Source organism: Enterobacter sp. Taxon_8 (assembly GCF_058354585.1).
Map to the genome: position 1 here is coordinate 119163 of NZ_CM177989.1, position 20523 is coordinate 139685.

The window sequence follows — 20523 nt, forward strand, 5'->3', positions numbered from 1 at the left end:
ACTTGCACTCTTTCTCCATAATCTCAGTAATTTCCCTGGAAGGGTTTACTCATGCTTTGGAGAGTGCGTAACATAGCGCTAACTTTCCTGTCTTGCGGACTCATTATGAACAAACCAGCGTTTATCATCACAATTGATACTGAGGGCGATAATCTCTGGCAAAATCACCGCGTCATTAAAACGGAAAATGCGCGCTATCTGGCGCGTTTCCAGACGCTTTGCGAGCGTTTCGGCTTTAAGCCCGTGTGGCTGACCAATTATGAGATGGCGATCGAGCCCGTTTTCATCGAATTCGCAAGGGACGCGATCGCCCGCGGTCAGGGGGAGGTGGGAATGCACCTCCACGCATGGAATAGCCCGCCGGAACACGATCTCACGGGAGATGACTGGCGCTGGCAGCCTTATCTGATTGAATTTTCCGATGAGATGATGCGCGAGAAAGTGCTGTTCATGACCCGACTGCTGGAAGAGACCTTCCAGACCAAAATGTTAAGCCACCGTGCCGGACGTTGGGCATTTGACAGTCGCTATGCAAAATTGCTCGTTGAACTGGGTTACCAGGTTGATTGCTCCGTGACGCCACGCGTGAACTGGCGCAATGCGAAAGGCGCCCCGCAGGGCAATGGCGGAACGGATTACCAGCATTTCCCCGACCACGCCTATTTCATGGACTTAGACAATATTTCCCGGGCAGGTAATAGCCCATTACTTGAAGTGCCGATGAGCATTCAGTATAAGCACCCGGCGTGGTTGAACACGATCAAACAGGGTTACGATCGGCTTCGGGGTAAATACCGTTCCCCGTCCGTCAACTGGCTAAGACCGTCCGGTGGGAATGCGGCGCAAATGATTCAGGTCGCACAGCAATGTCTGTCGCAGGGAAATGAGTACGTGGAGTTTATGCTTCATTCGTCGGAATTTATGCCAGGCGGAAGTCCTACGTTTAAAGATGAGGCAGCGATAGAAGGGTTGTATCAGGATTTAGAAACGCTCTTTGGCTGGTTATCCGATAAGACGGTAGGGATGACGCTGGCGGAGTTTTATCAATACAAGAAAAAATAATGCCCGCAAGGCGGGCACTATCATTAACGTTGCCTGGTTTGCGAAAAAGGTGTACTCAGCGCAAACACAGTGACAAAGAAAATTAAGGCCTCTGAACTCAATAGTATGACGTCCGTCATGCCGTAGAGTAATAAAAGAAGCAGGGTCGTCAGCAGCAGGCCATTTTTGTTTTTTAGTGCGTAAGCGAACATCGATATATAGGCAAAGAATAATATCGCTAGCCCGGGGATCCCTTGCAGTGAATATTTTTCAATAAACTCATTGTGCAGATGCACTTTGATAAACTCGAGTGCGGCCGCAAGATGTGGATGCCCATTTTTCACATATTGCTGTGTCCATACTTCGCGGTCTTCAACTGATTGCCCTAAAGGATGGGCAAGTCCGTTTTGAATACCCACACTCCACATAGAGAAACGTGCGCCGAGCGAGGTTGCATCATTACCTTTTTGGTAATTTTCAACTTCAATTTGTGTTTGTTGTATCTTTGGTAAAATTAATGGCTTGTAGCTAACGACAACAATGCCCGCCACAATGCATAAGAAAATCAACGTTGATTTAAGGTGTATTCTTCTGAAGTGGTAGAGCGTGAGTATAATCGCCAGGAGTAAATATAATCCCATTGCGGCACGCGTGCCCGTTAGAAGAATGACAAAGTAAGAGATTAAGATGATGAGTCCTGCGGCTACATACAGTTTTATATTTTTCTGTAGATAAAGGCTATATACAAACGCCAGTGACAGTACAGAGTAAACATAGGCCGACACGGTTGCACGGTTTATGGCCATCTCGATACGCCCCATACCCTGCGATGCTTGCCATAAGCCATAGCCAGTAGCAAGCATAAACCCAGCACCAGAAGCGTATAAGAAATATTTCTGGAAGGATGCTTGATCAATGTAAGACTTAAACCGGTCAAGATAGAATATAAGGATACTCGCCAGAATCAATTTTTTACTTGCACCGAGATAATCGCTATAAACGTTCAAACCCTCGCTATGATATTCATACACCATATACCAGATAAGATTAAGCAACCCGATTAATAAAATCGGCAATGCGATAGTAAAAGGGCGCACTGTGATCTTTTTATATTCGCAAGCTAAACCGATGATGCTGGCATAAATTGCAATATAGAAAAACTCGCGCTGCTTACCTGAACTCAGCAGCGCCAGCGCAAGCGAAATAAGGCTCAAAATCAGCGTAAGCTGATAAAGCCGCAGTTTTACTTTTTCCATAATGCCTCAATGACCCTTTTTTTGTAGCTGAAACGTACATCTCTGGAGAAGAAAAAAGAGAAAGAATAAAGAGCGTTTACCCGCTGCTTAACCAGTTTGAGTTGCTGGTCAGTCAGATGCTTGCGGTGGTTACTGTAAATATCAAACCAGTGACAATTCACAAGGTGTCTAAATGATGGCGGAAATGTTTTTTCCATCTGTAGTGTGCATTCAACCAGCATAGCGATTTTACTGGCGTCGAGTCGACTCGACAAACTGTCGCCACGTTTAATGTAATAATAGTGTCCCTGACGCTGATAAACTATTTTACTCGATTGCATCAGCATGCCGGGAAATACGGCGAAATCTTCATAGCAGATCATCGAAGGAATCGGGTTGTTTGCATACAATTTTCGATGCATGAATTGCCCGATGAGATGTGCCTGAAAATCTTTGTGCTGCAGGAACCGCTTTATTGCTTCATGCTGTGACAAAGCAACAGGAGAGAAATCCTGCCAGTCGGCGGTGATTTTCTTAGTGTCGCGAATTTCCAGCAGGCGCGTCAGTAGCATATCAGGGCGTTCTTTTTTGAGAAAGGCCACTGCGTCCCTGATGCTGCCTGGTTTCAATCGGTCATCGCTATCCAGCATGGTAATATATTCACCTGAGGCCAGCGAGAGGGCACTGTTTCGAACATGACCTACGTTACGGTACTCAACGTATCGGGACTGGGCATTTGGAAACGCTGGCAGCCAGGCTTCAATAATATCCTGCGTTGAGTCATTGGAGCTGTCGTTAAAGATAATGATCTCTACATCGTTGCCCGCACCATCAATTGCGTTTTGCAGGCTTTCCAGGGTTGCGTGAAGCGTATCTTTAGCGTTATGCGCGGCAATAATGATGCTTAGAAAAGCCATAGTAATTATTTTCCCTGAGCATCAAAGGAGTATGCGGTTGCGTTAGTTGTTGATAACTCGCAAATAAAATGTTTGAGGTCACGTAGCGATTCTTCAGTTACAGCGAAGAGTTCTTCTCTGCTCTGTGAGAAGTAATACCGTGTTTCAAAAACGTATGAGCAAATGTTGTCATCATTTCCAATTAGTAACACGTTGCCCAGCGGACGCTGTTCATAGTGGCAACAAGGCCCGAACAATAGGATAACTGGCACTCCGACGGCATCGGCGATGTAAACGTTCCCCGAGTCAGAGGCGATATAACAATCCATTTTAGAAATGGCCCACGGCAGCTCTTCAAGCGAGATTTTGCCAATCAGATTAATAAAGTTGGGTAGTTCACCATAAGCGCGGGTGATATCGTCCATCCACGATTGTTCATTTGGGGCGCCAAAAACATAAAATTCGCAAGGCAGGTCAGCGAGACGATCGGCAATTTGCTTCCAGATGACCGGCGGAACGGTTTTCGCTTTATTTCCGGCGGCTACGCTGATGCCAATGCGGATCACACCGGGTTTATCAAGGATTGCCGGATAGGTTGCGGGTTTGAAAAGTGGCTTTGTGGCGTGCTTTGGCGAGTCTTGCCAGGTTAAGGTGCGATCGGCCAGTTTGAGATAGTTCGTGACCGAAAGAGTCTTCTTACCATGTTCAACAATACCGTCTGCCGTGGCATAGAAAATACCGTGATACCATCTGTGCGTGTAAGTGCTTAAAAACTGTTTGTTTTTAGCATTACACACGGAGGCGAAAAAGAGATTTACGCTGTTAGGTTGCAGGAGATAGACATTGTCATAGCGATTCATGATCCGGCAGGCAAAGACCAGTTTTCGCCACAGGTTACGCTTATGCTGCTCGATAAAAAAAATCTCATCGATCGTCTCATCATGCTTCGCCAGCGCACCCACGCTACGACTGATGAGTACGTCGCTTTTTTGAAGGTATGCCAGAAGGGGCGTTGCATTAACAAAATCGCCGATTTTAGCTGTCTGAATGACCAGGTTTTTACCTGTCTCTTTGCGGAACAGCTTCCGGATAAGCTTTACCGGAAAAAGTAAAATCAGCAGAAATACGTAACTCATGCGTTAGATATCCCTGTTGGAAAGCCAACGGCTGCCCTGTAAAAATGAAAAAATAGCATCTGCGCTGATATCCTTCGTTTGCTGGGTCGGGCTGACCATCTGATGCTGGTTCTTACCGTAACCCCCGATCAATCCGGGATCGGTCGGACCAAAAATCGTAATATTCGGACGATCCAGCGCCGCGGTTAAATGGCTTAAACCGGTATCAACGGAAACAACAGCATTCGCCCCCGCCAGCTGTGCAGCAACCTGCGCCAGCGTGAGTTTCGGCAATACCTCGACGTGCGAAAATCCTGCAGCCAGACGCTCTGCACGCTGCCGCTCATGTTCAGCGCCCCAGGGCAGTTTAATATGGATGCCGGTAGGTTGCATTAGTTCAATCAGGCTTCGCCAGTGCGTTTCCGGCCAGTGTTTATCGTCGCGAGTTGTGGCATGCAGGAACACAAGATAAGGCTGAGCACAGGGATCTGTATTGCGCAAAAAGTGCTGTGCAATGGCGTAGTCGCCTTGGGTTTCCGGTTTGGCATAGCCCAGACTTTTTGCAAACAGCTCGCGTGTACGTTCGACGGCATGCTGTTGCTTTGCGATGTAGTGGCGGCGGTTATAGAACATGCTCGCCAGCGGTTCGCGGGCGGTATGCCAGTCCATGCCGTGCTTTACGCCATGTGCCAGACGCGTCACCAGCGCAGCGCTTTTCACCAGCCCCTGGGCGTCGATGATAGCGTCGTAATGTTGTGCCTGTACCGCCTCACGGAAGGCTTTGCGTTCGGCTTTAATTGGCGCGGAGAACCACGCTTTGCGCCAGCGGCGAATCGCCACCGGGATCACGCGGTCAACCGCTTCATGCCAGGTGGGGATCTGCGCGAAACCTTCTTCCACTACCCAGTCAAAACGAATGCCGGGAATGGCCCGCATGGCGTCCGTCAGTGACGGCAGCGTATGCAGAACATCGCCCATCGAAGAGGTTTTAACGATCAGTACCCGCATTCGTTATCCTTCTTCGCTCAGCAGCAGTTCGTTAAGTTCTTCGAGAACGCGCTCTGGGGTAATGTCGATCAGGCTCTGATGATAGCCTTCTGCGGCATCGCCTTTGCGCACTTTGTGGTAGCCGGTGATCAGGCGAATGACGCGCGCTTTATGAGAAAGCGGGGGCGTGAAGTCCGGGCTACTTGGGCCATACAGCGCCACAAGCGGGCGGTTGAGCGCGGCAGCGACGTGCATCAGGCCAGAATCGTTACTTACTACAGCCTTACAGGCGGCAATCAGAATAACCGCCTGTTCAAGCTGCGTTTCTCCCGCCAGGTTGCGGCACCAGGCCTGCTGTTCATTACTCAGCGTCGCGAGAATTTCGTTGCCTGCCTCGTGGTCCTTTGCCGAGCCGAACAGGACAATCTGGTAGCCTTCGTCAATCAGCTGTTTCGCCAGCTCCGCATAATGATAGTGCGGCCAGCGTTTTGCCGGGCCGAACTCGGCGCCAGGGCAAAAGCCAATCATCGGGCGTTCAGACGAAAGACCAAACGCGTTACAGGTCTGGGATTTTTCACCGTCGTTAACCTGAAGCTGTGGCCAGAGCAGCGGCTGCGGCAGGTCTTTCGCACTGCGCATCACGCCTTTGTCATAGGCCAAAGCCACGTAGCGTTCCACCATCAGCGGCCAGGCCTCTTTATCCAGCACCCGTGCATCGTTCAGCAGGCCGTAGCGCATTTCGCCGCGCCAGCCGGTACGGTGCGGTATCCCCGCAAAAAAGGGCACCAGGGCGGATTTAAAGGAGTTTGGCAGGACATACGCCCGATCGTAGCGCTTCTCGCGAAGTCTATGACCGAGTTTGCGGCGTTCGCCGATTTCCAGCGCCCCGTGGCCAAGCGGCATCGGGATGGCTTCATTCACTTCCGGCATACGCGACAACAGAGGACGGCACCATGCAGGTGCCATCACGTCGATTATCGCCTGGGGATAGCGCGCCTTGAGCGTGCGATAGAGACTTTGCGACATCATCATGTCGCCCACCCATGACGGGCCGATCACCAGAATCTTCATACTTACGCGTCGCGGTTCAGCCAGGCCATATATTCCGTTACGCCTTCGGCAACGGTCTTGAACGGCTTGTCATAACCCGCTGCGCGCAGGTTAGTCAGATCGGCCTGCGTGAATGCCTGATAACGGCCTTTCAGCTTGTCAGGGAACGGAATGTACTCAATGCTGCCTTTTTTGTGATACGCCAGCGTGGCGTCAGCCACTGCCTGGAAGGACTCCGCGCGGCCGGTCCCCAGGTTGAAGATGCCGGATACGCCGTTTTCCCAGAACCACAGGTTCACTGCGGCAACGTCGCCTACGTAGACGAAATCACGCTTAAAGCCGTCACTGCCTTCGAACAGTTTCGGACTTTCGCCGTTATTCAGCTGGGTGTTCAGGTGGAACGCTACGCTTGCCATACTGCCTTTGTGGCCTTCGCGCGGTCCGTAGACGTTGAAGTAACGGAAGCCGACGATCTGCGAGTTCGCTTCTGGCAGAACCTGACGCACGTACTCGTCGAACAGAAACTTAGAATAACCGTAGACGTTCAGCGGCTGTTCATACTCGCGGGACTCGATGAAGTCCGAGGTGCGGCCGCCGTAGGTTGCAGCAGAGGAGGCGTACAGGAACGGAATTTCACGCTCCAGGCAGTAGTGCAGGATCTCTTTGGAGTACTGATAGTTGTTGTCCATCATGTACTTACCGTCCCACTCGGTGGTGGAAGAACATGCACCTTCGTGGAAGATGGCTTCGATCTCGCCGAACTCTTCGCCTGCCATAATCTGGATAAGGAAGTCTTCTTTATCCATGTAGTCAGCGATGTTCAGATCCACCAGGTTGACGAACTTGGTGCCGTCTTTCAGGTTGTCAACCACCAGGATGTCGGTGATGCCTTTGTCATTGAGGGCCTTAACAATATTGCTGCCGATAAAGCCCGCGCCGCCGGTAACGATGATCATAACTGTAACCTTTGAAGTGTGGAGCCCGGGGACAATCCCGGACGCTAATGTCTCTATCATATCATTAGTATGGCTGCCCTTCAGCCATTCACCTTCACAGCGCAGGGGTACGCGTGATTTATGCTGCAAAAACGACAAGAGATGACGTGTCATCTCGTCATGAACTATAGGTTTGGGTAATATGTCCCGAAATTTGCCGAGTCTGGAGAATTGCAATGCGTGGTGATTTTTACAAACAGTTAAACAGCGACCTCGACACCGCACGTGCGGAAGGGTTGTTCAAGGAAGAGCGTATTATCACGTCTGCCCAGCAGGCGGACATCACCGTTGCCGGCGGCAGCCATGTGATCAACTTTTGTGCGAACAACTATTTAGGTCTCGCAAATCACCCTGAGCTGATTGCCGCTGCAAAAAACGGCATGGACACCCACGGTTTCGGCATGGCCTCCGTACGCTTTATCTGCGGTACGCAGGACAGCCACAAACAGCTTGAGCAAAAGCTGGCGAGCTTCCTCGGAATGGAAGACGCGATCCTGTACTCCTCCTGCTTTGACGCTAACGGCGGTCTGTTTGAGACCCTGCTCGGTGCAGAAGATGCGATTATCTCCGACGCCCTGAACCACGCTTCCATCATCGACGGCGTACGCCTGTGTAAAGCGAAGCGTTTCCGCTACGCCAACAACGATATGGTTGAGCTGGAAGCGCGCCTGAAAGAGGCTCGTGAAGCGGGTGCTCGCCACGTGCTGATCGCCACCGACGGCGTATTCTCCATGGACGGCGTGATCGCCAACCTGAAGGGCGTGTGCGACCTGGCGGATAAATACGACGCGCTGGTGATGGTCGATGACTCTCACGCGGTCGGTTTTGTCGGCGAAAACGGCCGCGGCTCCCACGAATACTGTGACGTGATGGGCCGCGTGGACATCATCACCGGCACGCTGGGCAAAGCGCTCGGCGGCGCGTCCGGCGGCTATACCGCCGCGCGTAAAGAGGTGGTTGAGTGGCTGCGTCAGCGCTCCCGTCCGTATCTGTTCTCCAACTCCCTGGCGCCGGCGATTGTTGCCGCCTCCATTAAAGTGCTGGAGATGGTGGAGTCCGGCGCTGAGCTGCGCGACCGCCTGTGGTCCAACGCCCGTCTGTTCCGTGAAAAAATGAGCGCCGCAGGGTTTACCCTGGCCGGTGCCGACCATGCGATCATTCCGGTGATGCTCGGCGATGCGGTCGTCGCGCAGCAATTTGCCCGCGAACTGCAGAAAGAAGGGATTTACGTCACCGGGTTCTTCTTCCCGGTGGTGCCAAAAGGTCAGGCGCGTATCCGCACCCAGATGTCTGCGGCGCATACGCCTGAACAAATTGAACGTGCGGTAGAAGCCTTTACCCGCATTGGTAAACAGCTGGGCGTAATTGCCTGAGGACGTGTGATGAAAGCGTTATCCAAACTGAAAGCGGAAGAAGGGATTTGGATGACCGACGTGCCGGAGCCGGAAGTCGGTCATAACGATCTGCTGATCAAAATTCGTAAAACGGCCATCTGTGGTACTGACGTTCACATCTATAACTGGGACCAGTGGTCGCAGAAAACCATCCCGGTACCGATGGTTGTCGGTCACGAATATGTCGGCGAAGTGGTGGGTATCGGCCAGGAAGTAAAAGGCTTCAAAATTGGCGACCGCGTCTCCGGTGAAGGCCATATTACCTGCGGCCACTGCCGTAACTGCCGCGGCGGGCGTACTCACCTGTGCCGTAATACCATCGGCGTGGGCGTGAACCGTCCGGGCTGCTTCGCGGAATATCTGGTGATCCCGGCCTTTAACGCGTTCAAAATCCCGGACAATATTTCTGACGATCTGGCCTCTATATTCGACCCGTTCGGCAATGCGGTGCACACGGCGCTCTCTTTCGACCTGGTTGGTGAAGACGTGCTGGTCTCCGGCGCGGGCCCAATTGGCATTATGGCGGCAGCCGTGGCGAAGCACGTGGGTGCGCGCAACGTTGTGATCACCGACGTGAACGAATACCGTCTGTCGCTGGCGCGCAAAATGGGCGTCACCCGTGCGGTGGATGTCTCGAAAGAGAGCCTGAGCGACGTGATGGAAGAGCTGGGCATGACCGAAGGCTTTGACGTGGGTCTGGAGATGTCCGGCGCGCCACCGGCGTTTCGCACCATGCTCGACACCATGAACCACGGCGGTCGTATTGCGATGCTGGGTATTCCGCCGTCGGATATGTCTATCGACTGGAACAAGGTCATCTTCAAGGGGCTGTTCATTAAGGGCATCTATGGCCGCGAAATGTTCGAGACCTGGTACAAGATGGCGGCGCTGATCCAGTCCGGTCTGGATCTGTCCCCGATTATCACTCACCGTTTCTCCATCGATGAGTTCCAGCAGGGCTTTGACGCGATGCGTTCCGGCCAGTCAGGGAAAGTGATTCTGAGCTGGGATAAGTAATCAAAAAGGGGCCTGAGGCCCCTTTTTTTATTGATTCTTTTTCTCTTCGTCCGTCAGGTAGCGCACCTTGCGGGTGTAGTCCTGACCTTTGAACAGCAGTTTGTTATCCGGTGACTCAAGATATTTTTGCCATTCTGAGAGAGGGAAACCGCCGTGCGCGCCAATCACCTCTTTCGGAACTACGGCTTCCTGCCCGCCGATCTTCTTGGAGACCGGCCAGTTCATCCAGTCACCCAGGTTAACCGTTTTTAAATCCAGCATGTCCAGCAGCGCGGCGAGCGGCAGCTGATCGGTCGGCGGCTGCGTGTCGTCCATCAGTTCCCAGGTATCCTGGAACAGCGTCAGCCACAGCGGGCAGATACGGCGCCAGGTTTTTTTAGTTGCCGCAAGAAACGCGCCGTTAACGTGATCGACCAGATAAGGGCGCACCGTCTCCTTGTAATACGCCGGCACTTTCTCCGCAGGCGCACCGTCCAGCTTGGCAATCATTTTACCCTGACGGAAGCTGGAGTAGATGTGCATATCGGCCATGTTGATCTCTGGCATCTTCAGCAAATTGAGATCGGAATCGATCATCAATATCCCTTCACCGCGAGCCTGTAGCGGGGCGTTAAGCTTCACCAGACGGCTGAGGTAGATCTGCTTATAGCGGTAACTTTCCTCACGAACGGGAAGGTTAAGCGTCACTACGCGGGTTTTAGGCGGCAGTATCCCAAAGGCAGATTCGGGTTGATCGCTGACGATGACGATTTCGCTCACCCCGGTGGCATAACGTTCCGCGAAGGTGGCAGAGAGTAATGCTTCTTCGACGAAATCTGCGCCGGTACACGGAATCACAATAGAGTCCACCGCAGCAAGCGCGCCCGTCATGGGAAGAGAGCTGTAAGGAATGTTGTGTCGCCCGGTGATATGACGATAGCGAGCATTAAGAAATTTAAACATAGTTATCTCGTTTGGTCAGCGCGCGCCAAGCACGGCTTCGACACCGCTGACGTAGTTTTCAATGGCGTAGTTATGACAGACTTTCTGGTAAGCAGCTGCCGCCAGTCGAGCCCGCAGTTCCGCGTCTGCCCAGATATTGTCCAGATGCTGTGCAAGTTGTGGAACATCGCTCCAGGGGAAGAGCAGACCTGTCGAATCATGGTCAATCAATTCTGCCGTGCCGGTCACCTGAGAGCCAATCACGGGGATATTGAGAAGCATCGCTTCCAGCACCACGCGCGGTAGCCCTTCGCTTTTTGAGGCGAGGATAAAGGCGTCAAACGTAGCGAGGTAATCAAACGGGGTGTTCTGAAAACCGGTGAAGATGACGTGATGTTCAATGCCCAGCGCTCGGGCCTGTTCCGCTAAAGCGCGGCGTTCGGCACCTTCGCCGACCAGCACCATTTTCCATTTCGCCTGCGGATGCTTCTCGCTGAACTGTGCCAGCGCCTCCAGCGTGTGGTGGTTGGCTTTGCGAGGGATTAAGGATCCAATACTGCCGAACACAAACGTGTCGTCATCAATATTCAGGCGCTGGCGCATCGCACTTCGGTCAGGCAAAGGCTGGTGGATGTCGATGGCATTATTGACCGTCGTACACAGTTCGGGCCGGACGCCATGCTGAAGTAACACGCGTTCAACGCCGTGCGAGACGGCGATGATTTTTGTGGCATGGGCATTAACCAGCTTTACCAGAGGTGGGGTCAAAACAGGTTCAATGCGGCAGTGTTGGATCACCCGCGCCTGCAGGTTCGCCGCCGCCAGATAGCCTTCTTCATTTGAGCCCGGTTGGTTATTCATATAGAGCGTATCGAAACCGCCCTGCGAGAAAAGAGTTTCGATCTTGCTGACGTTAGGCCTGATGCGCCACATGATATCCACGTGACGCGTTAATGCCTTGCGGGCGCTGCGCGAGAAAAACAGCAGGCTACGTCCAGCTTCCTTCAACAATTTGGCCCAGACCGGCTGCGGACGTTGAGGGATCACGATGAGCGGGATCCCGATGCCGTTGAGCACCTGGCCAATCGTCTCACCTTCGGCACGACTATAATCACTGTAAAAACAACAGGTAATATCGAATTTATCGCGATTGATTCGCTTCAGGAGCTCAAGCATACTGTTGGTGCCTCCCCCCCATTCTTTACCCGTATCCAGGAGGAGAATTTTACTTTTGTGCGGCATGTCTGAATCCGTGTGCTACCCTTCATCTGACAGCATTATAAAGAATCTGTTGAAATAAAATAGATTTTTCTATTTTATTGCGCTTCAGGATTAGAGAAAATTTCAAGCTCGTTTATTTTAAAAGTGTGATTCAGGACTTTAACCATCTCTACTCATTTATATAGTATTAATAATATTAATTTAGGCTGCTATTGAGAGTGGGAAAATGTTTAAAATAACGGTCTGCTTATTAACGTTTAATTCTGAGAGATTGTTGCATGATGTTATTCCGCCTCTTTTAAAAATAGCGGATGAAGTCGTTGTGGTTGATTCAGGTAGTACGGACAAAACACGATATATTTGTGAAAGCTTTGGACTGCTCCCGGTCTATAAAAAATTTGGCTGGCATGGCGAGCAGATGAACCATGCCATATCCTTAGCCAGCAATGACTGGGTCCTGTGCATCGATAGCGACGAAATTCTTGACCAGGAAACGGTTAATGCCATTTTAAGGTTAAAAGCAGGTGATGAGCCTGACCCCGGAACGGCATGGCGAATATGCCGCCACTGGTTTGTTCTGGGTGAAGAAGTCCGGACGATTTATCCCGTTTCATCCCCTGATTATCCTGTGCGTCTTTTTAATCGTAAACAGTCCCGGTTTAATAACCGACCGGTAGACGATCAGGTCGAAGGTTTTCTCCGTTGTGAACGTATTCAGGGCTATGTAAAACATGATACGTTTCCCACGCTGCACGAGCTTTTTAATAAATTAAATTGTTATACAACCCGCCTGGTTCAACATCAAAAAATACGGCCCTCTGTTGGGCGCGGCGTAATCAGCGCCATCGGTGCTTTTTTCAAATGGTATCTTTTTAGCGGCGCCTGGCGTAAGGGCAAAGTGGGGGTGGCAACGGGACTGTATGCCACAGCCTATAGTTTTTTGAAGTATTTCAAATCCTGGTATCAGCATCAGGAAAAAAAAGAGTCCGTTGCTAACGAGCAGACGGACTCACAGATTGCGAAATAGGCGTCAGGCTTTCTTACCCCATCCCTGCCACTGCTGCTGGACGTATTTCACCAGCGTACTGTTACTGATGCTGTCTCCGATGACGGAGAAGAAGCGGGTCGCATAGACCGGTTCAAGCGGCTGCTTCGGTACACAGCGCTTCACGCCGCGGAACGGATTACGCGGCGCTGTCGGGACGGGCTGCGCAGAATTCGGTGTAGAGGTATCCACCTGCGGCTCGTTCAGTAGATCGCTCGGCCGTACCAGCGTGATATCGGAAGGCAAGGTCGGCAGCATCTGCTGCAGGACGCGAACGGTAGACGGGTGCGGGTGACCGATGGCGATGGCTGAGCCATTGCGGCGGGCCAGCTGTACCGCGCGATTAAACTGCATGCGGATATCGGCTTCGTTCTGGGTATCATCCAGGAACACCTTGCGCTTAATTACCTTTACGCCCGTTCCCTGAGCGGCACGTATCGCCTGGCTGTTGCCGATGGTCATGCTGTCGAGGAAGTAGAGGTTGTAACGCTCCAGCGCCTGCATCACTTTGAGCATCCCGTACAGGCTTGACGTCATCGCGCTGCCCATATGGTTGTTCAGCCCTACGGCATACGGCACTTTGTTGTAGGCGTCACGGATGATGCGCTCGATTTCCTCGCTGCTCATGTCCGGGCGCAGGGTATCTTTTTCCAGCGGCTGCTTGCTGAGCGGGGCCATTGGCAGGTGGATCAGCACCTGATGGCCGCTGCTGTGTGCTTTGGTCGCCATCTCACGCGCGTGGGGAGCATTCGGAAGGACGGCGACAGAGATGGCCGACGGCATCGCCAGCACCTGATTTTCATAGTGCGGACGATAACCGAAGTCATCAATCACGATAGCGAGTTTACCTGCGTATACCGGTGCAGCCAGCGCCAGCGCGCTGACGACGGAGAAAACCATTCGACGAAATTGAAGCAAAACTTATCTTCCCAACCACGGCTGTGGATTGACCGCCTGACCCTGGCGACGAATTTCGAAATAAAGTGACGGGCGGCCCTGACCGCCACTGCTGCCCACAAGGGCGATGGGTTGGCCGGCGCGCACCTGCGTGCCGACGCTGACCAGCGCGCTCTGGTTGTAGCCGTAAAGGCTCATATCACCTTTACCGTGTTCGACCACCACGACCAGTCCGTAACCCTGCAGCCAGTCGGCCAGAATCACGCGGCCATCGGCGATGGCTTTCACTTCGCTACCTTCAGATGCACCGATAACGATCCCTTTCCAACGTAGCTCACCCTGCAGCTGTTCGCCATAGCGATGCAGAATTGAACCGCGAACGGGCCAGAAAGCCTGGCCGCGAGGAGAACCCAAACCGCCGGTACGCGACATCAGGGAACGTTCGCTCTCGCTTGGCTTGTAGGTGGTGCCTTTGCGGGACGCTTCCTGCTGCTTGTCGCGAACGGCCTGCGCCTCGCGCGCTTCTTTTTCGGCACGCGCTTTCGCCGCGGCTTCCGCACGGGCGATGCTGTTACGCAGTTTTGATTCGTTGGCGCGCATTTCGCTGAGCTGGCTCTGTCCTTCCTGAATAGAGGATTCAAGGCCGGAAAGGGTTTTCTTACGCTCGTTGCGCGCCTGCTCGAGCTTCGCCTGCTGGGCCTGCTGATCGTAGAGCAGCGTCTGCTGCTGGGTCTGCTTCTCTTCCAGCTCGGCTTTTTGCGTGGTGACCTCTTCGCGCGTCTGCTTCAGTTGCGCGATAGTCTCCTGACGCGCCTGGTTGAGATAGCCAAAGTAGGCCTGCAGGCGCTGGCCGCGCTGGCTCTCTTCGCCGCTGAGGATCAGCTGGAGTCCGGTATGTTCACCCTGGCGGAATGCGGCATCAAGCTGTGCGGCAAGGTTGCGCTCCTGCGCATCGCGCTGGCGTTCCAGTTTGGCAATCGACGCGTTCATCTCGTCGATCTGCTTGTTCAACTGGGCAAGGGTGTTTTGCGTTTCACGGAGTTTACGCGCGGCGGCGGAAATCGCCTCTTCCTGTTGCTTTAGCTGGGCAAGAAGTGCGGATCGCTGCTGTTGCTGCTGGCGTACCGCACGCTCTTTGGCGGCGATATCGGCCTGAATGGATTTCAGCTGGTCGCGGTCATCCGCGTGGGCGGATGCGGCGCACAGCAATACGCCAGCGCTGAGTGCGCTGGCGTAAAACAGAGGTCTGACTGATAACCTAAGCGGCTTCACGACCCATGTGATTGAAAAAATCGCCTTTCCCCTCATGGGGAGCGATTATTCCACGATGAACAGCGGCTTACCAGTCATCTCTTCAGGGATCGGCATCCCCATCAGCGACAGCATGGTTGGCGCGATGTCAGAAAGCTTGCCACCCTCCACTGCTTTCAGTGATTTATCACCCACATAAATCAGCGGAACGGGCAGGTTGGTGTGGGCGGTATGCGCCTGGCCAGTCGCCGGGTCGCGCATCTGTTCAGCGTTACCGTGATCTGCGGTGATCAGCAGCTGGCCGCCAACGGATTCAACAGCTTTCGCAACCTGATCAACGCAGTGATCCAGTGCTTCAACCGCTTTCACTGCCGCTTCCATCACCCCGGTATGACCCACCATGTCGCCGTTCGGGTAGTTACAAATGATGGTGTCGTATTTACCGCTCTCGATGGCCGCAACCAGTTTTTCCGTCAATTCTGCAGAGCTCATTTCTGGCTGCAGATCGTAGGTCGCGACTTTCGGTGAGTTGATCAGAATGCGGTCTTCGCCTTTGAACGGCTCTTCAACGCCGCCGTTAAAGAAGAAGGTCACGTGCGCGTATTTTTCCGTTTCGGAAATACGCAACTGCGTTTTGTCGTTCTTCGCCATCCACTCACCGAAGGTGTTTGCCAGCGAGGCCGGTGGGTACGCGCACGGCGCTTTGATGTCTGCCGCGTATTCGGTCAGCTGGATGAAGTCGATGTTTACCACTTTCTTGCGGGCAAAACCGTCGAAGTCGCTGTTGACGAAAGCACGGGTGATTTCGCGCGCGCGGTCAGCGCGGAAGTTCATGAAGATCAGCGCGTCGCCATCTTCCATGGCGGCGTCGGCCTGACCTTCAGCGCGAATGACGGACGCTTTGACGAATTCGTCGTTTTCATCACGAGCATAAGCTGCTTCCAGCGCTTCAACGGCGGTCGCGAACTGGAACTCACCTTTTGCCAGGGTCAAAAGGTCATAGGCCTGTTCAACGCGATCCCAGCGGTTGTCGCGGTCCATGGCGTAGTAACGGCCAATAATGGATGCTACGCGGCCTTTACCCAGCGCGGCGAATTTGTCTTCGAAGGCTTGCAGAGAGCCTTTTGCGCTGCGTGGTGGCGTATCGCGACCGTCCAGGAAGGCGTGCAGATAGATTTTTTCTGCACCGCGTTCAGCGGCCAGTTCAACCATCGCCATGATGTGATCTTCGTGGCTGTGAACGCCGCCAGCAGAGAGCAGGCCCATAATGTGTACAGCCTTGCCAGCGGCAACGGCTTTATCGACCGCGCCAGACAGCGTTGGGTTGGAGAAGAAGGTGCGTTCTTTGATTTCAACGTCCAGACGCGTCAGGTCCTGATACACAATACGCCCGGCGCCCAGGTTTACGTGACCGACTTCGGAGTTGCCCATCTGGCGGTCCGGCAGGCCCACTTCCAGGCCAGACGCGTCAATCAGCGTATGTGGACGTTTTGCCCACAGGGCATCCATGACCGGGGTTTTGGCGTTGAAAATAGCGTTATCCTGGCTATCTTCACGGTAGCCATAACCATCCAGAATCACCAGTACCATAGGTTTTTTAGAAACCGACATTGCGACAACCTCATGCTCAAGAGTCAAAATTTGCGTAATTTTACTACAGCTGAATCGATCAAATAGCCGCAGAAGATCAAAGAAAGCGCAGTGGCAAGGTGCCCTCCAGACCATTTTGAGGCATTTTTTTAGGTGGCATGCCGCAGAAAATGGATTAGGTTATGGTCGCTGGCTGTATTTGCCAGAACGCACAGGTATACTCCTGTCCTGGTTTTTTTATCAATTAGTCGGGAGTAGTTACCCTCCATGCAAGAAATTATGCAATTCGTTAGCCGCCATCCGGTTCTGAGCATCGCGTGGATTGGCCTGCTGGCTGCTGTGCTGTTCACCACATTTAAGAGCCTGACGTCTAAGATTAAGGTTATCACCCGTGGTGAAGCGACGCGTCTGATTAACAAAGAAGATGCCGTCGTTGTCGATCTGCGTCAGCGTGACGATTTCCGTAAAGGTCACATTGCGGGCGCAATCAACCTGTTGCCAGCTGAAATCAAAGCGAACAACGTCGGTGAGCTTGAAAAACACAAAGCCCAGCCGATTATCGTTGTCGATGCGACCGGCATGCAGGCACAAGAATCTGCCAGCGCGCTTCATAAAGCAGGCTTCGAAAACGTAACTGTGCTGAAAGAAGGCATTTCCGGCTGGAGCGGGGAAAATCTTCCTTTGGTGCGCGGTAAATAAGGAGTTCAGTCATGGCCAATATTGAGATCTATACCAAAGCGACGTGTCCGTTCTGCCATCGTGCGAAAGCGCTGCTGAACAGCAAGGGCGTCACGTTCCAAGAACTGCCGATCGACGGTGACGCGATTAAACGCGAAGAGATGATCAAACGTAGTGGTCGCACGACGGTTCCGCAGATTTTTATTGATGCGCAGCACATTGGCGGCTGTGATGACTTGTATGCGCTCGACGCCCGTGGTGGACTCGATCCGCTGCTGAGCTAAGAGACTTTAGGACAATTAAAAAGGGTATTTCCATGTCAGAACAAAACAACACCGAAATGACTTTCCAGATCCAGCGTATCTACACCAAGGACGTCTCTTTCGAAGCGCCAAATGCGCCACACGTTTTCCAGAAAGATTGGCAGCCAGAGGTTAAACTTGATCTGGATACCGCATCTACCCAACTGGCAGATGACGTGTATGAAGTCGTGCTGCGTGTGACCGTTACCGCATCCCTGGGTGAAGAAACTGCATTCCTGTGTGAAGTACAGCAGGGCGGCATCTTCTCTATCGGCGGTATCGAAGGCAACCAGATGGCACATTGCCTGGGTGCGTACTGCCCGAACATTCTGTTCCCGTATGCGCGTGAATGCATCACCAGCCTGGTTTCTCGCGGTACATTCCCGCAACTGAACCTTGCGCCAGTTAACTTTGATGCGCTGTTCATGAACTATCTGCAGCAGCAGGCTGGCGAAGGTGCTGAACAACATCAGGATGCCTGATGAGCACTGTTAATGCGTCAATGACTGTGATCGGTGCCGGCTCATACGGCACCGCTCTTGCCATCACGCTGGCAAGAAATGGTCACGATGTGGTCCTCTGGGGCCACGACCCAAAACATATCGCAACGCTGCAGCGCGATCGTTGTAACGTCGCGTTTCTCCCGGACGTTCCGTTCCCTGACTCCCTGCACCTTGAAAGCGACCTTGCGACCGCGCTGGCGGCCAGCCGCAACATTCTGATTGTGGTTCCGAGTCATGTCTTTGGCGACGTGCTGCGTCAGATTAAGCCGCTGATGCGCCCGGATGCGCGCATTGTCTGGGCGACTAAAGGACTGGAAGCCGAAACCGGACGCCTGCTGCAGGACGTTGCCCGTGAAGCGCTGGGTGATGAGATCCCGCTGGCGGTCATCTCCGGCCCGACCTTTGCCAAAGAGCTGGCCGCTGGCCTGCCGACGGCGATTTCGCTGGCCTCAACCGATCGGGCCTTCTCCGACGATCTTCAACAGCTGCTGCACTGCGGCAAGAGCTTCCGCGTCTACAGTAACCCCGATTTTATCGGCGTGCAGTTGGGCGGAGCGGTGAAGAACGTGATTGCGATTGGTGCCGGGATGTCAGACGGCATTGGTTTTGGTGCCAACGCGCGTACGGCGCTGATCACCCGCGGTCTGACCGAGATGTCCCGCCTGGGCGAAGCGCTGGGTGCCGATCCGGCCACCTTTATGGGAATGGCTGGCCTGGGCGACCTGGTGCTGACCTGTACCGACAACCAGTCTCGTAACCGCCGTTTTGGCATGATGCTCGGACAGGGCAGCAATGTGAAAGACGCGCAGGAGAAGATTGGTCAGGTGGTGGAAGGCTACCGCAATACCAAAGAAGTCCGCGAGTTGGCGCACCGTTTCGGTGTCGAAATGCCAATAACCGAGGAAATTTATCAGGTATTATATTGCGGAAAAAATGCGCGCGAGGCAGCATTGACCTTATTAGGTCGTGCGCGCAAGGACGAGCGCAGCAGTAACTAGTCGGAACCGTTGTCACCTGAATGACCCAGCCAGCGCAGAACTGGCTGGTCATTAACTATCGTCTGGAGTAAGCAATGCCGTGTGAAGAACTGGATATCGTCTGGAACAACATTAAAGCCGAAGCCCGGGCGCTGGCCGACTGTGAGCCTATGCTGGCCAGTTTCTACCACGCAACGCTACTCAAGCACGAAAACCTCGGCAGCGCGCTCAGCTATATGCTCGCCAACAAGCTGGCATCCTCAATAATGCCTGCTATCGCTATCCGTGAAGTGGTGGAAGAGGCTTACGCCGCTGACCCGGAAATGATCGCCTCTGCCGCCTGTGATATCCAGGCGGTGCGCACGCGTGACCCGGCGGTCGATAAATATTCTACGCCGCTGCTGTACCTGAAAGGCTTCCACGCTCTGCAGGCGTACCGCATTGGCCACTGGCTGTGGAATGAAGGCCGCCGCGCGCTGGCGATCTTCCTGCAAAACCAGGTTTCCGTGACGTTTCAGGTTGATATTCACCCGGCGGCTAAGATTGGCCGTGGGATCATGCTCGACCACGCCACCGGGATCGTTGTCGGGGAAACGGCAGTGATTGAAGACGACGTCTCGATCCTGCAGTCGGTTACCCTGGGCGGTACCGGTAAAACCAGCGGCGATCGCCATCCGAAAATTCGTGAAGGGGTGATGATAGGCGCGGGTGCCAAAATTCTTGGCAATATCGAAGTCGGACGCGGCGCGAAGATCGGCGCAGGTTCCGTGGTGCTCCAGCCTGTGCCGCCGCATACTACCGCCGCTGGCGTACCGGCGCGCATCGTCGGTAAACCAGACAGCGACAAGCCGTCCATGGACATGGATCAGCACTTCAACGGCATTCACCATACCTTCGAGTATGGCGACGGCATTTAACTTTTGAGAATGGCGCCCGGATATCCCAGCTGGCGCCATGCTTCATACACCACCACCGACACCGCGTTCGACAGGTTCATGCTGCGGCTGTCCGGCATCATCGGAATACGGATTTTCTGCTCGGCGGGCAGGGCATCCAGAATCGTGGCCGGCAGGCCGCGGGTTTCCGGGCCAAACATCAGATAGTCACCTGCCTGATAGCTCACGGCGCTGTGCGCCGGCGTGCCTTTGGTGGTCAGGGCGAACATGCGCTGCGGCTGCTCGGCTTCCAGAAACGCGGCGTAATCGTGGTGGCGAATAACGGCGGTAAATTCATGGTAATCCAGCCCTGCGCGACGCAGACGTTTGTCGTCCCACGTAAAGCCCATTGGCTCAATGATGTGCAGACGAAAACCGGTGTTGGCACACAGGCGGATAATATTGCCGGTATTCGGCGGAATTTCTGGTTCGAATAAAACGATGTTAAGCATGCTGCCCCCTTAATTGCGGGG

General features: G+C 53.5%; 21 protein-coding genes. 9 read left to right on the forward strand and 12 right to left on the reverse strand.

Annotated elements, in window-relative coordinates; translation table 11 throughout:
• Positions 1-105: 105 nt before the first annotated feature.
• Positions 106-1062 (forward strand): polysaccharide deacetylase family protein, encoded by a 957-nt coding sequence (locus AC4IBF_RS00555; protein ID WP_111964303.1) that lies wholly within the window; start codon positions 106-108, stop codon positions 1060-1062.
• Between the two features lie 23 nt (positions 1063-1085).
• On the opposite strand, the gene AC4IBF_RS00560 is transcribed toward AC4IBF_RS00555, so the two are convergent.
• The 6 genes from AC4IBF_RS00560 to rfaD are packed head-to-tail and all read right to left on the reverse strand — an operon-like array spanning position 1086 to position 7280.
• A complete protein-coding gene (locus AC4IBF_RS00560) occupies positions 1086-2297 on the reverse strand; it encodes an O-antigen ligase family protein (protein WP_325814401.1) in 1212 nt (403 codons plus the stop codon).
• The gene (locus AC4IBF_RS00565; RefSeq protein WP_143344490.1) at positions 2285-3193 is read right to left on the reverse strand and encodes a glycosyltransferase family 2 protein; all 909 of its coding nucleotides are present in this window, start codon (positions 3191-3193) and stop codon (positions 2285-2287) included. Before AC4IBF_RS00565 ends, AC4IBF_RS00560 begins: the two co-directional genes overlap by 13 nt.
• Positions 3194-3198: 5 nt before the next feature.
• Positions 3199-4308 carry a glycosyltransferase family 9 protein gene (locus AC4IBF_RS00570; RefSeq protein ID WP_143344491.1) on the reverse strand — a complete coding sequence of 370 codons (1110 nt, stop codon included), beginning with the start codon at positions 4306-4308 and terminating at the stop codon, positions 3199-3201.
• Between the two features lie 3 nt (positions 4309-4311).
• A complete protein-coding gene (gene rfaC, locus AC4IBF_RS00575; protein ID WP_133293516.1) occupies positions 4312-5295 on the reverse strand; it encodes a lipopolysaccharide heptosyltransferase RfaC in 984 nt (327 codons plus the stop codon).
• A 3-nt stretch (positions 5296-5298) separates the two neighbouring features.
• Complete coding sequence (rfaF, locus tag AC4IBF_RS00580) at positions 5299-6345, reverse strand: ADP-heptose--LPS heptosyltransferase RfaF (RefSeq protein ID WP_133293517.1); 1047 nt, start codon at positions 6343-6345, stop codon at positions 5299-5301.
• 2 nt (positions 6346-6347) lie between these two features.
• Positions 6348-7280 carry an ADP-glyceromanno-heptose 6-epimerase gene (gene rfaD, locus AC4IBF_RS00585; protein ID WP_008502707.1) on the reverse strand — a complete coding sequence of 311 codons (933 nt, stop codon included), beginning with the start codon at positions 7278-7280 and terminating at the stop codon, positions 6348-6350.
• Positions 7281-7495: 215 nt separating this feature from the next.
• Between rfaD and kbl the strand changes: the two genes are divergently transcribed.
• Together kbl and tdh are read left to right on the forward strand one after the other, a co-directional pair.
• Complete coding sequence (gene kbl / locus AC4IBF_RS00590) at positions 7496-8692, forward strand: glycine C-acetyltransferase (RefSeq protein WP_133293518.1); 1197 nt, start codon at positions 7496-7498, stop codon at positions 8690-8692.
• A 9-nt stretch (positions 8693-8701) separates the two neighbouring features.
• Positions 8702-9730: an L-threonine 3-dehydrogenase gene (tdh, locus tag AC4IBF_RS00595; RefSeq protein WP_111964308.1), complete on the forward strand. Its 1029-nt coding sequence runs from the start codon at positions 8702-8704 to the stop codon at positions 9728-9730.
• A 27-nt stretch (positions 9731-9757) separates the two neighbouring features.
• On the opposite strand, the gene AC4IBF_RS00600 is transcribed toward tdh, so the two are convergent.
• Positions 9758-10672 carry a hypothetical protein gene (locus tag AC4IBF_RS00600; RefSeq protein ID WP_115876699.1) on the reverse strand — a complete coding sequence of 305 codons (915 nt, stop codon included), beginning with the start codon at positions 10670-10672 and terminating at the stop codon, positions 9758-9760.
• A gap of 15 nt (positions 10673-10687) precedes the next feature.
• Entirely contained in the window at positions 10688-11893 is a 1206-nt protein-coding gene (locus AC4IBF_RS00605; protein ID WP_491463104.1) for a glycosyltransferase, read from the reverse strand.
• Positions 11894-12098: 205 nt separating this feature from the next.
• On the opposite strand from AC4IBF_RS00605, the gene AC4IBF_RS00610 reads away from it, so the two are divergent.
• A complete protein-coding gene (locus AC4IBF_RS00610) occupies positions 12099-12899 on the forward strand; it encodes a glycosyltransferase family 2 protein (RefSeq protein WP_133293520.1) in 801 nt (266 codons plus the stop codon).
• Positions 12900-12902: 3 nt separating this feature from the next.
• On the opposite strand, the gene AC4IBF_RS00615 is transcribed toward AC4IBF_RS00610, so the two are convergent.
• Genes AC4IBF_RS00615 through gpmM form a run of 3 tightly spaced genes read right to left on the reverse strand, consistent with a single transcriptional unit; the run spans position 12903 to position 16676 of the window.
• Positions 12903-13835: a divergent polysaccharide deacetylase family protein gene (locus AC4IBF_RS00615; RefSeq protein ID WP_133293521.1), complete on the reverse strand. Its 933-nt coding sequence runs from the start codon at positions 13833-13835 to the stop codon at positions 12903-12905.
• Positions 13836-13838: 3 nt separating this feature from the next.
• On the reverse strand, positions 13839-15098 hold the full coding sequence (envC, locus tag AC4IBF_RS00620; RefSeq protein WP_232057401.1) for a murein hydrolase activator EnvC: 1260 nt from the start codon (positions 15096-15098) through the stop codon (positions 13839-13841).
• A 33-nt stretch (positions 15099-15131) separates the two neighbouring features.
• The gene (gpmM, locus tag AC4IBF_RS00625; RefSeq protein WP_133293523.1) at positions 15132-16676 is read right to left on the reverse strand and encodes a 2,3-bisphosphoglycerate-independent phosphoglycerate mutase; all 1545 of its coding nucleotides are present in this window, start codon (positions 16674-16676) and stop codon (positions 15132-15134) included.
• A gap of 246 nt (positions 16677-16922) precedes the next feature.
• Here gpmM and AC4IBF_RS00630 point away from each other — a divergent pair, with 246 nt between their 5' ends.
• From AC4IBF_RS00630 to cysE, 5 genes are all read left to right on the forward strand, one after another.
• Complete coding sequence (locus tag AC4IBF_RS00630; protein ID WP_023309913.1) at positions 16923-17354, forward strand: rhodanese-like domain-containing protein; 432 nt, start codon at positions 16923-16925, stop codon at positions 17352-17354.
• Between the two features lie 11 nt (positions 17355-17365).
• Positions 17366-17617 (forward strand): glutaredoxin 3, encoded by a 252-nt coding sequence (gene grxC, locus AC4IBF_RS00635; RefSeq protein ID WP_023309914.1) that lies wholly within the window; start codon positions 17366-17368, stop codon positions 17615-17617.
• A 32-nt stretch (positions 17618-17649) separates the two neighbouring features.
• Entirely contained in the window at positions 17650-18117 is a 468-nt protein-coding gene (secB, locus tag AC4IBF_RS00640; protein ID WP_003860835.1) for a protein-export chaperone SecB, read from the forward strand.
• Positions 18117-19136 (forward strand): NAD(P)H-dependent glycerol-3-phosphate dehydrogenase, encoded by a 1020-nt coding sequence (gpsA, locus tag AC4IBF_RS00645; RefSeq protein ID WP_115876693.1) that lies wholly within the window; start codon positions 18117-18119, stop codon positions 19134-19136. Before secB ends, gpsA begins: the two co-directional genes overlap by 1 nt.
• A gap of 74 nt (positions 19137-19210) precedes the next feature.
• Positions 19211-20032, forward strand: coding sequence for a serine O-acetyltransferase (gene cysE / locus AC4IBF_RS00650; RefSeq protein ID WP_008502718.1), 822 nt, complete (start codon positions 19211-19213; stop codon positions 20030-20032).
• Here the strand turns inward: cysE and trmL are convergent.
• A complete protein-coding gene (gene trmL / locus AC4IBF_RS00655; protein ID WP_133293524.1) occupies positions 20029-20502 on the reverse strand; it encodes a tRNA (uridine(34)/cytosine(34)/5-carboxymethylaminomethyluridine(34)-2'-O)-methyltransferase TrmL in 474 nt (157 codons plus the stop codon). The two genes, cysE and trmL, sit on opposite strands and share 4 nt — an antisense overlap.
• Positions 20503-20523 lie beyond the last annotated feature (21 nt).

Bases quoted from the DNA above. Each gene is read 5' to 3' on its own strand.
- AC4IBF_RS00555 (WP_111964303.1), top strand. From the start codon at position 106: ATGAACAAACCAGCGTTTATCATCACAATTGATACTGAGGGCGATAAT.
- AC4IBF_RS00560 (WP_325814401.1), bottom strand. From the start codon at position 2,297: ATGGAAAAAGTAAAACTGCGGCTTTATCAGCTTACGCTGATTTTGAGC.
- AC4IBF_RS00565 (WP_143344490.1), bottom strand. From the start codon at position 3,193: ATGGCTTTTCTAAGCATCATTATTGCCGCGCATAACGCTAAAGATACG.
- AC4IBF_RS00570 (WP_143344491.1), bottom strand. From the start codon at position 4,308: ATGAGTTACGTATTTCTGCTGATTTTACTTTTTCCGGTAAAGCTTATC.
- rfaC (WP_133293516.1), bottom strand. From the start codon at position 5,295: ATGCGGGTACTGATCGTTAAAACCTCTTCGATGGGCGATGTTCTGCAT.
- rfaF (WP_133293517.1), bottom strand. From the start codon at position 6,345: ATGAAGATTCTGGTGATCGGCCCGTCATGGGTGGGCGACATGATGATG.
- rfaD (WP_008502707.1), bottom strand. From the start codon at position 7,280: ATGATCATCGTTACCGGCGGCGCGGGCTTTATCGGCAGCAATATTGTT.
- kbl (WP_133293518.1), top strand. From the start codon at position 7,496: ATGCGTGGTGATTTTTACAAACAGTTAAACAGCGACCTCGACACCGCA.
- tdh (WP_111964308.1), top strand. From the start codon at position 8,702: ATGAAAGCGTTATCCAAACTGAAAGCGGAAGAAGGGATTTGGATGACC.
- AC4IBF_RS00600 (WP_115876699.1), bottom strand. From the start codon at position 10,672: ATGTTTAAATTTCTTAATGCTCGCTATCGTCATATCACCGGGCGACAC.
- AC4IBF_RS00605 (WP_491463104.1), bottom strand. From the start codon at position 11,893: ATGCCGCACAAAAGTAAAATTCTCCTCCTGGATACGGGTAAAGAATGG.
- AC4IBF_RS00610 (WP_133293520.1), top strand. From the start codon at position 12,099: ATGTTTAAAATAACGGTCTGCTTATTAACGTTTAATTCTGAGAGATTG.
- gpmM (WP_133293523.1), bottom strand. From the start codon at position 16,676: ATGTCGGTTTCTAAAAAACCTATGGTACTGGTGATTCTGGATGGTTAT.
- AC4IBF_RS00630 (WP_023309913.1), top strand. From the start codon at position 16,923: ATGCAAGAAATTATGCAATTCGTTAGCCGCCATCCGGTTCTGAGCATC.
- grxC (WP_023309914.1), top strand. From the start codon at position 17,366: ATGGCCAATATTGAGATCTATACCAAAGCGACGTGTCCGTTCTGCCAT.
- secB (WP_003860835.1), top strand. From the start codon at position 17,650: ATGTCAGAACAAAACAACACCGAAATGACTTTCCAGATCCAGCGTATC.
- gpsA (WP_115876693.1), top strand. From the start codon at position 18,117: ATGAGCACTGTTAATGCGTCAATGACTGTGATCGGTGCCGGCTCATAC.
- cysE (WP_008502718.1), top strand. From the start codon at position 19,211: ATGCCGTGTGAAGAACTGGATATCGTCTGGAACAACATTAAAGCCGAA.
- trmL (WP_133293524.1), bottom strand. From the start codon at position 20,502: ATGCTTAACATCGTTTTATTCGAACCAGAAATTCCGCCGAATACCGGC.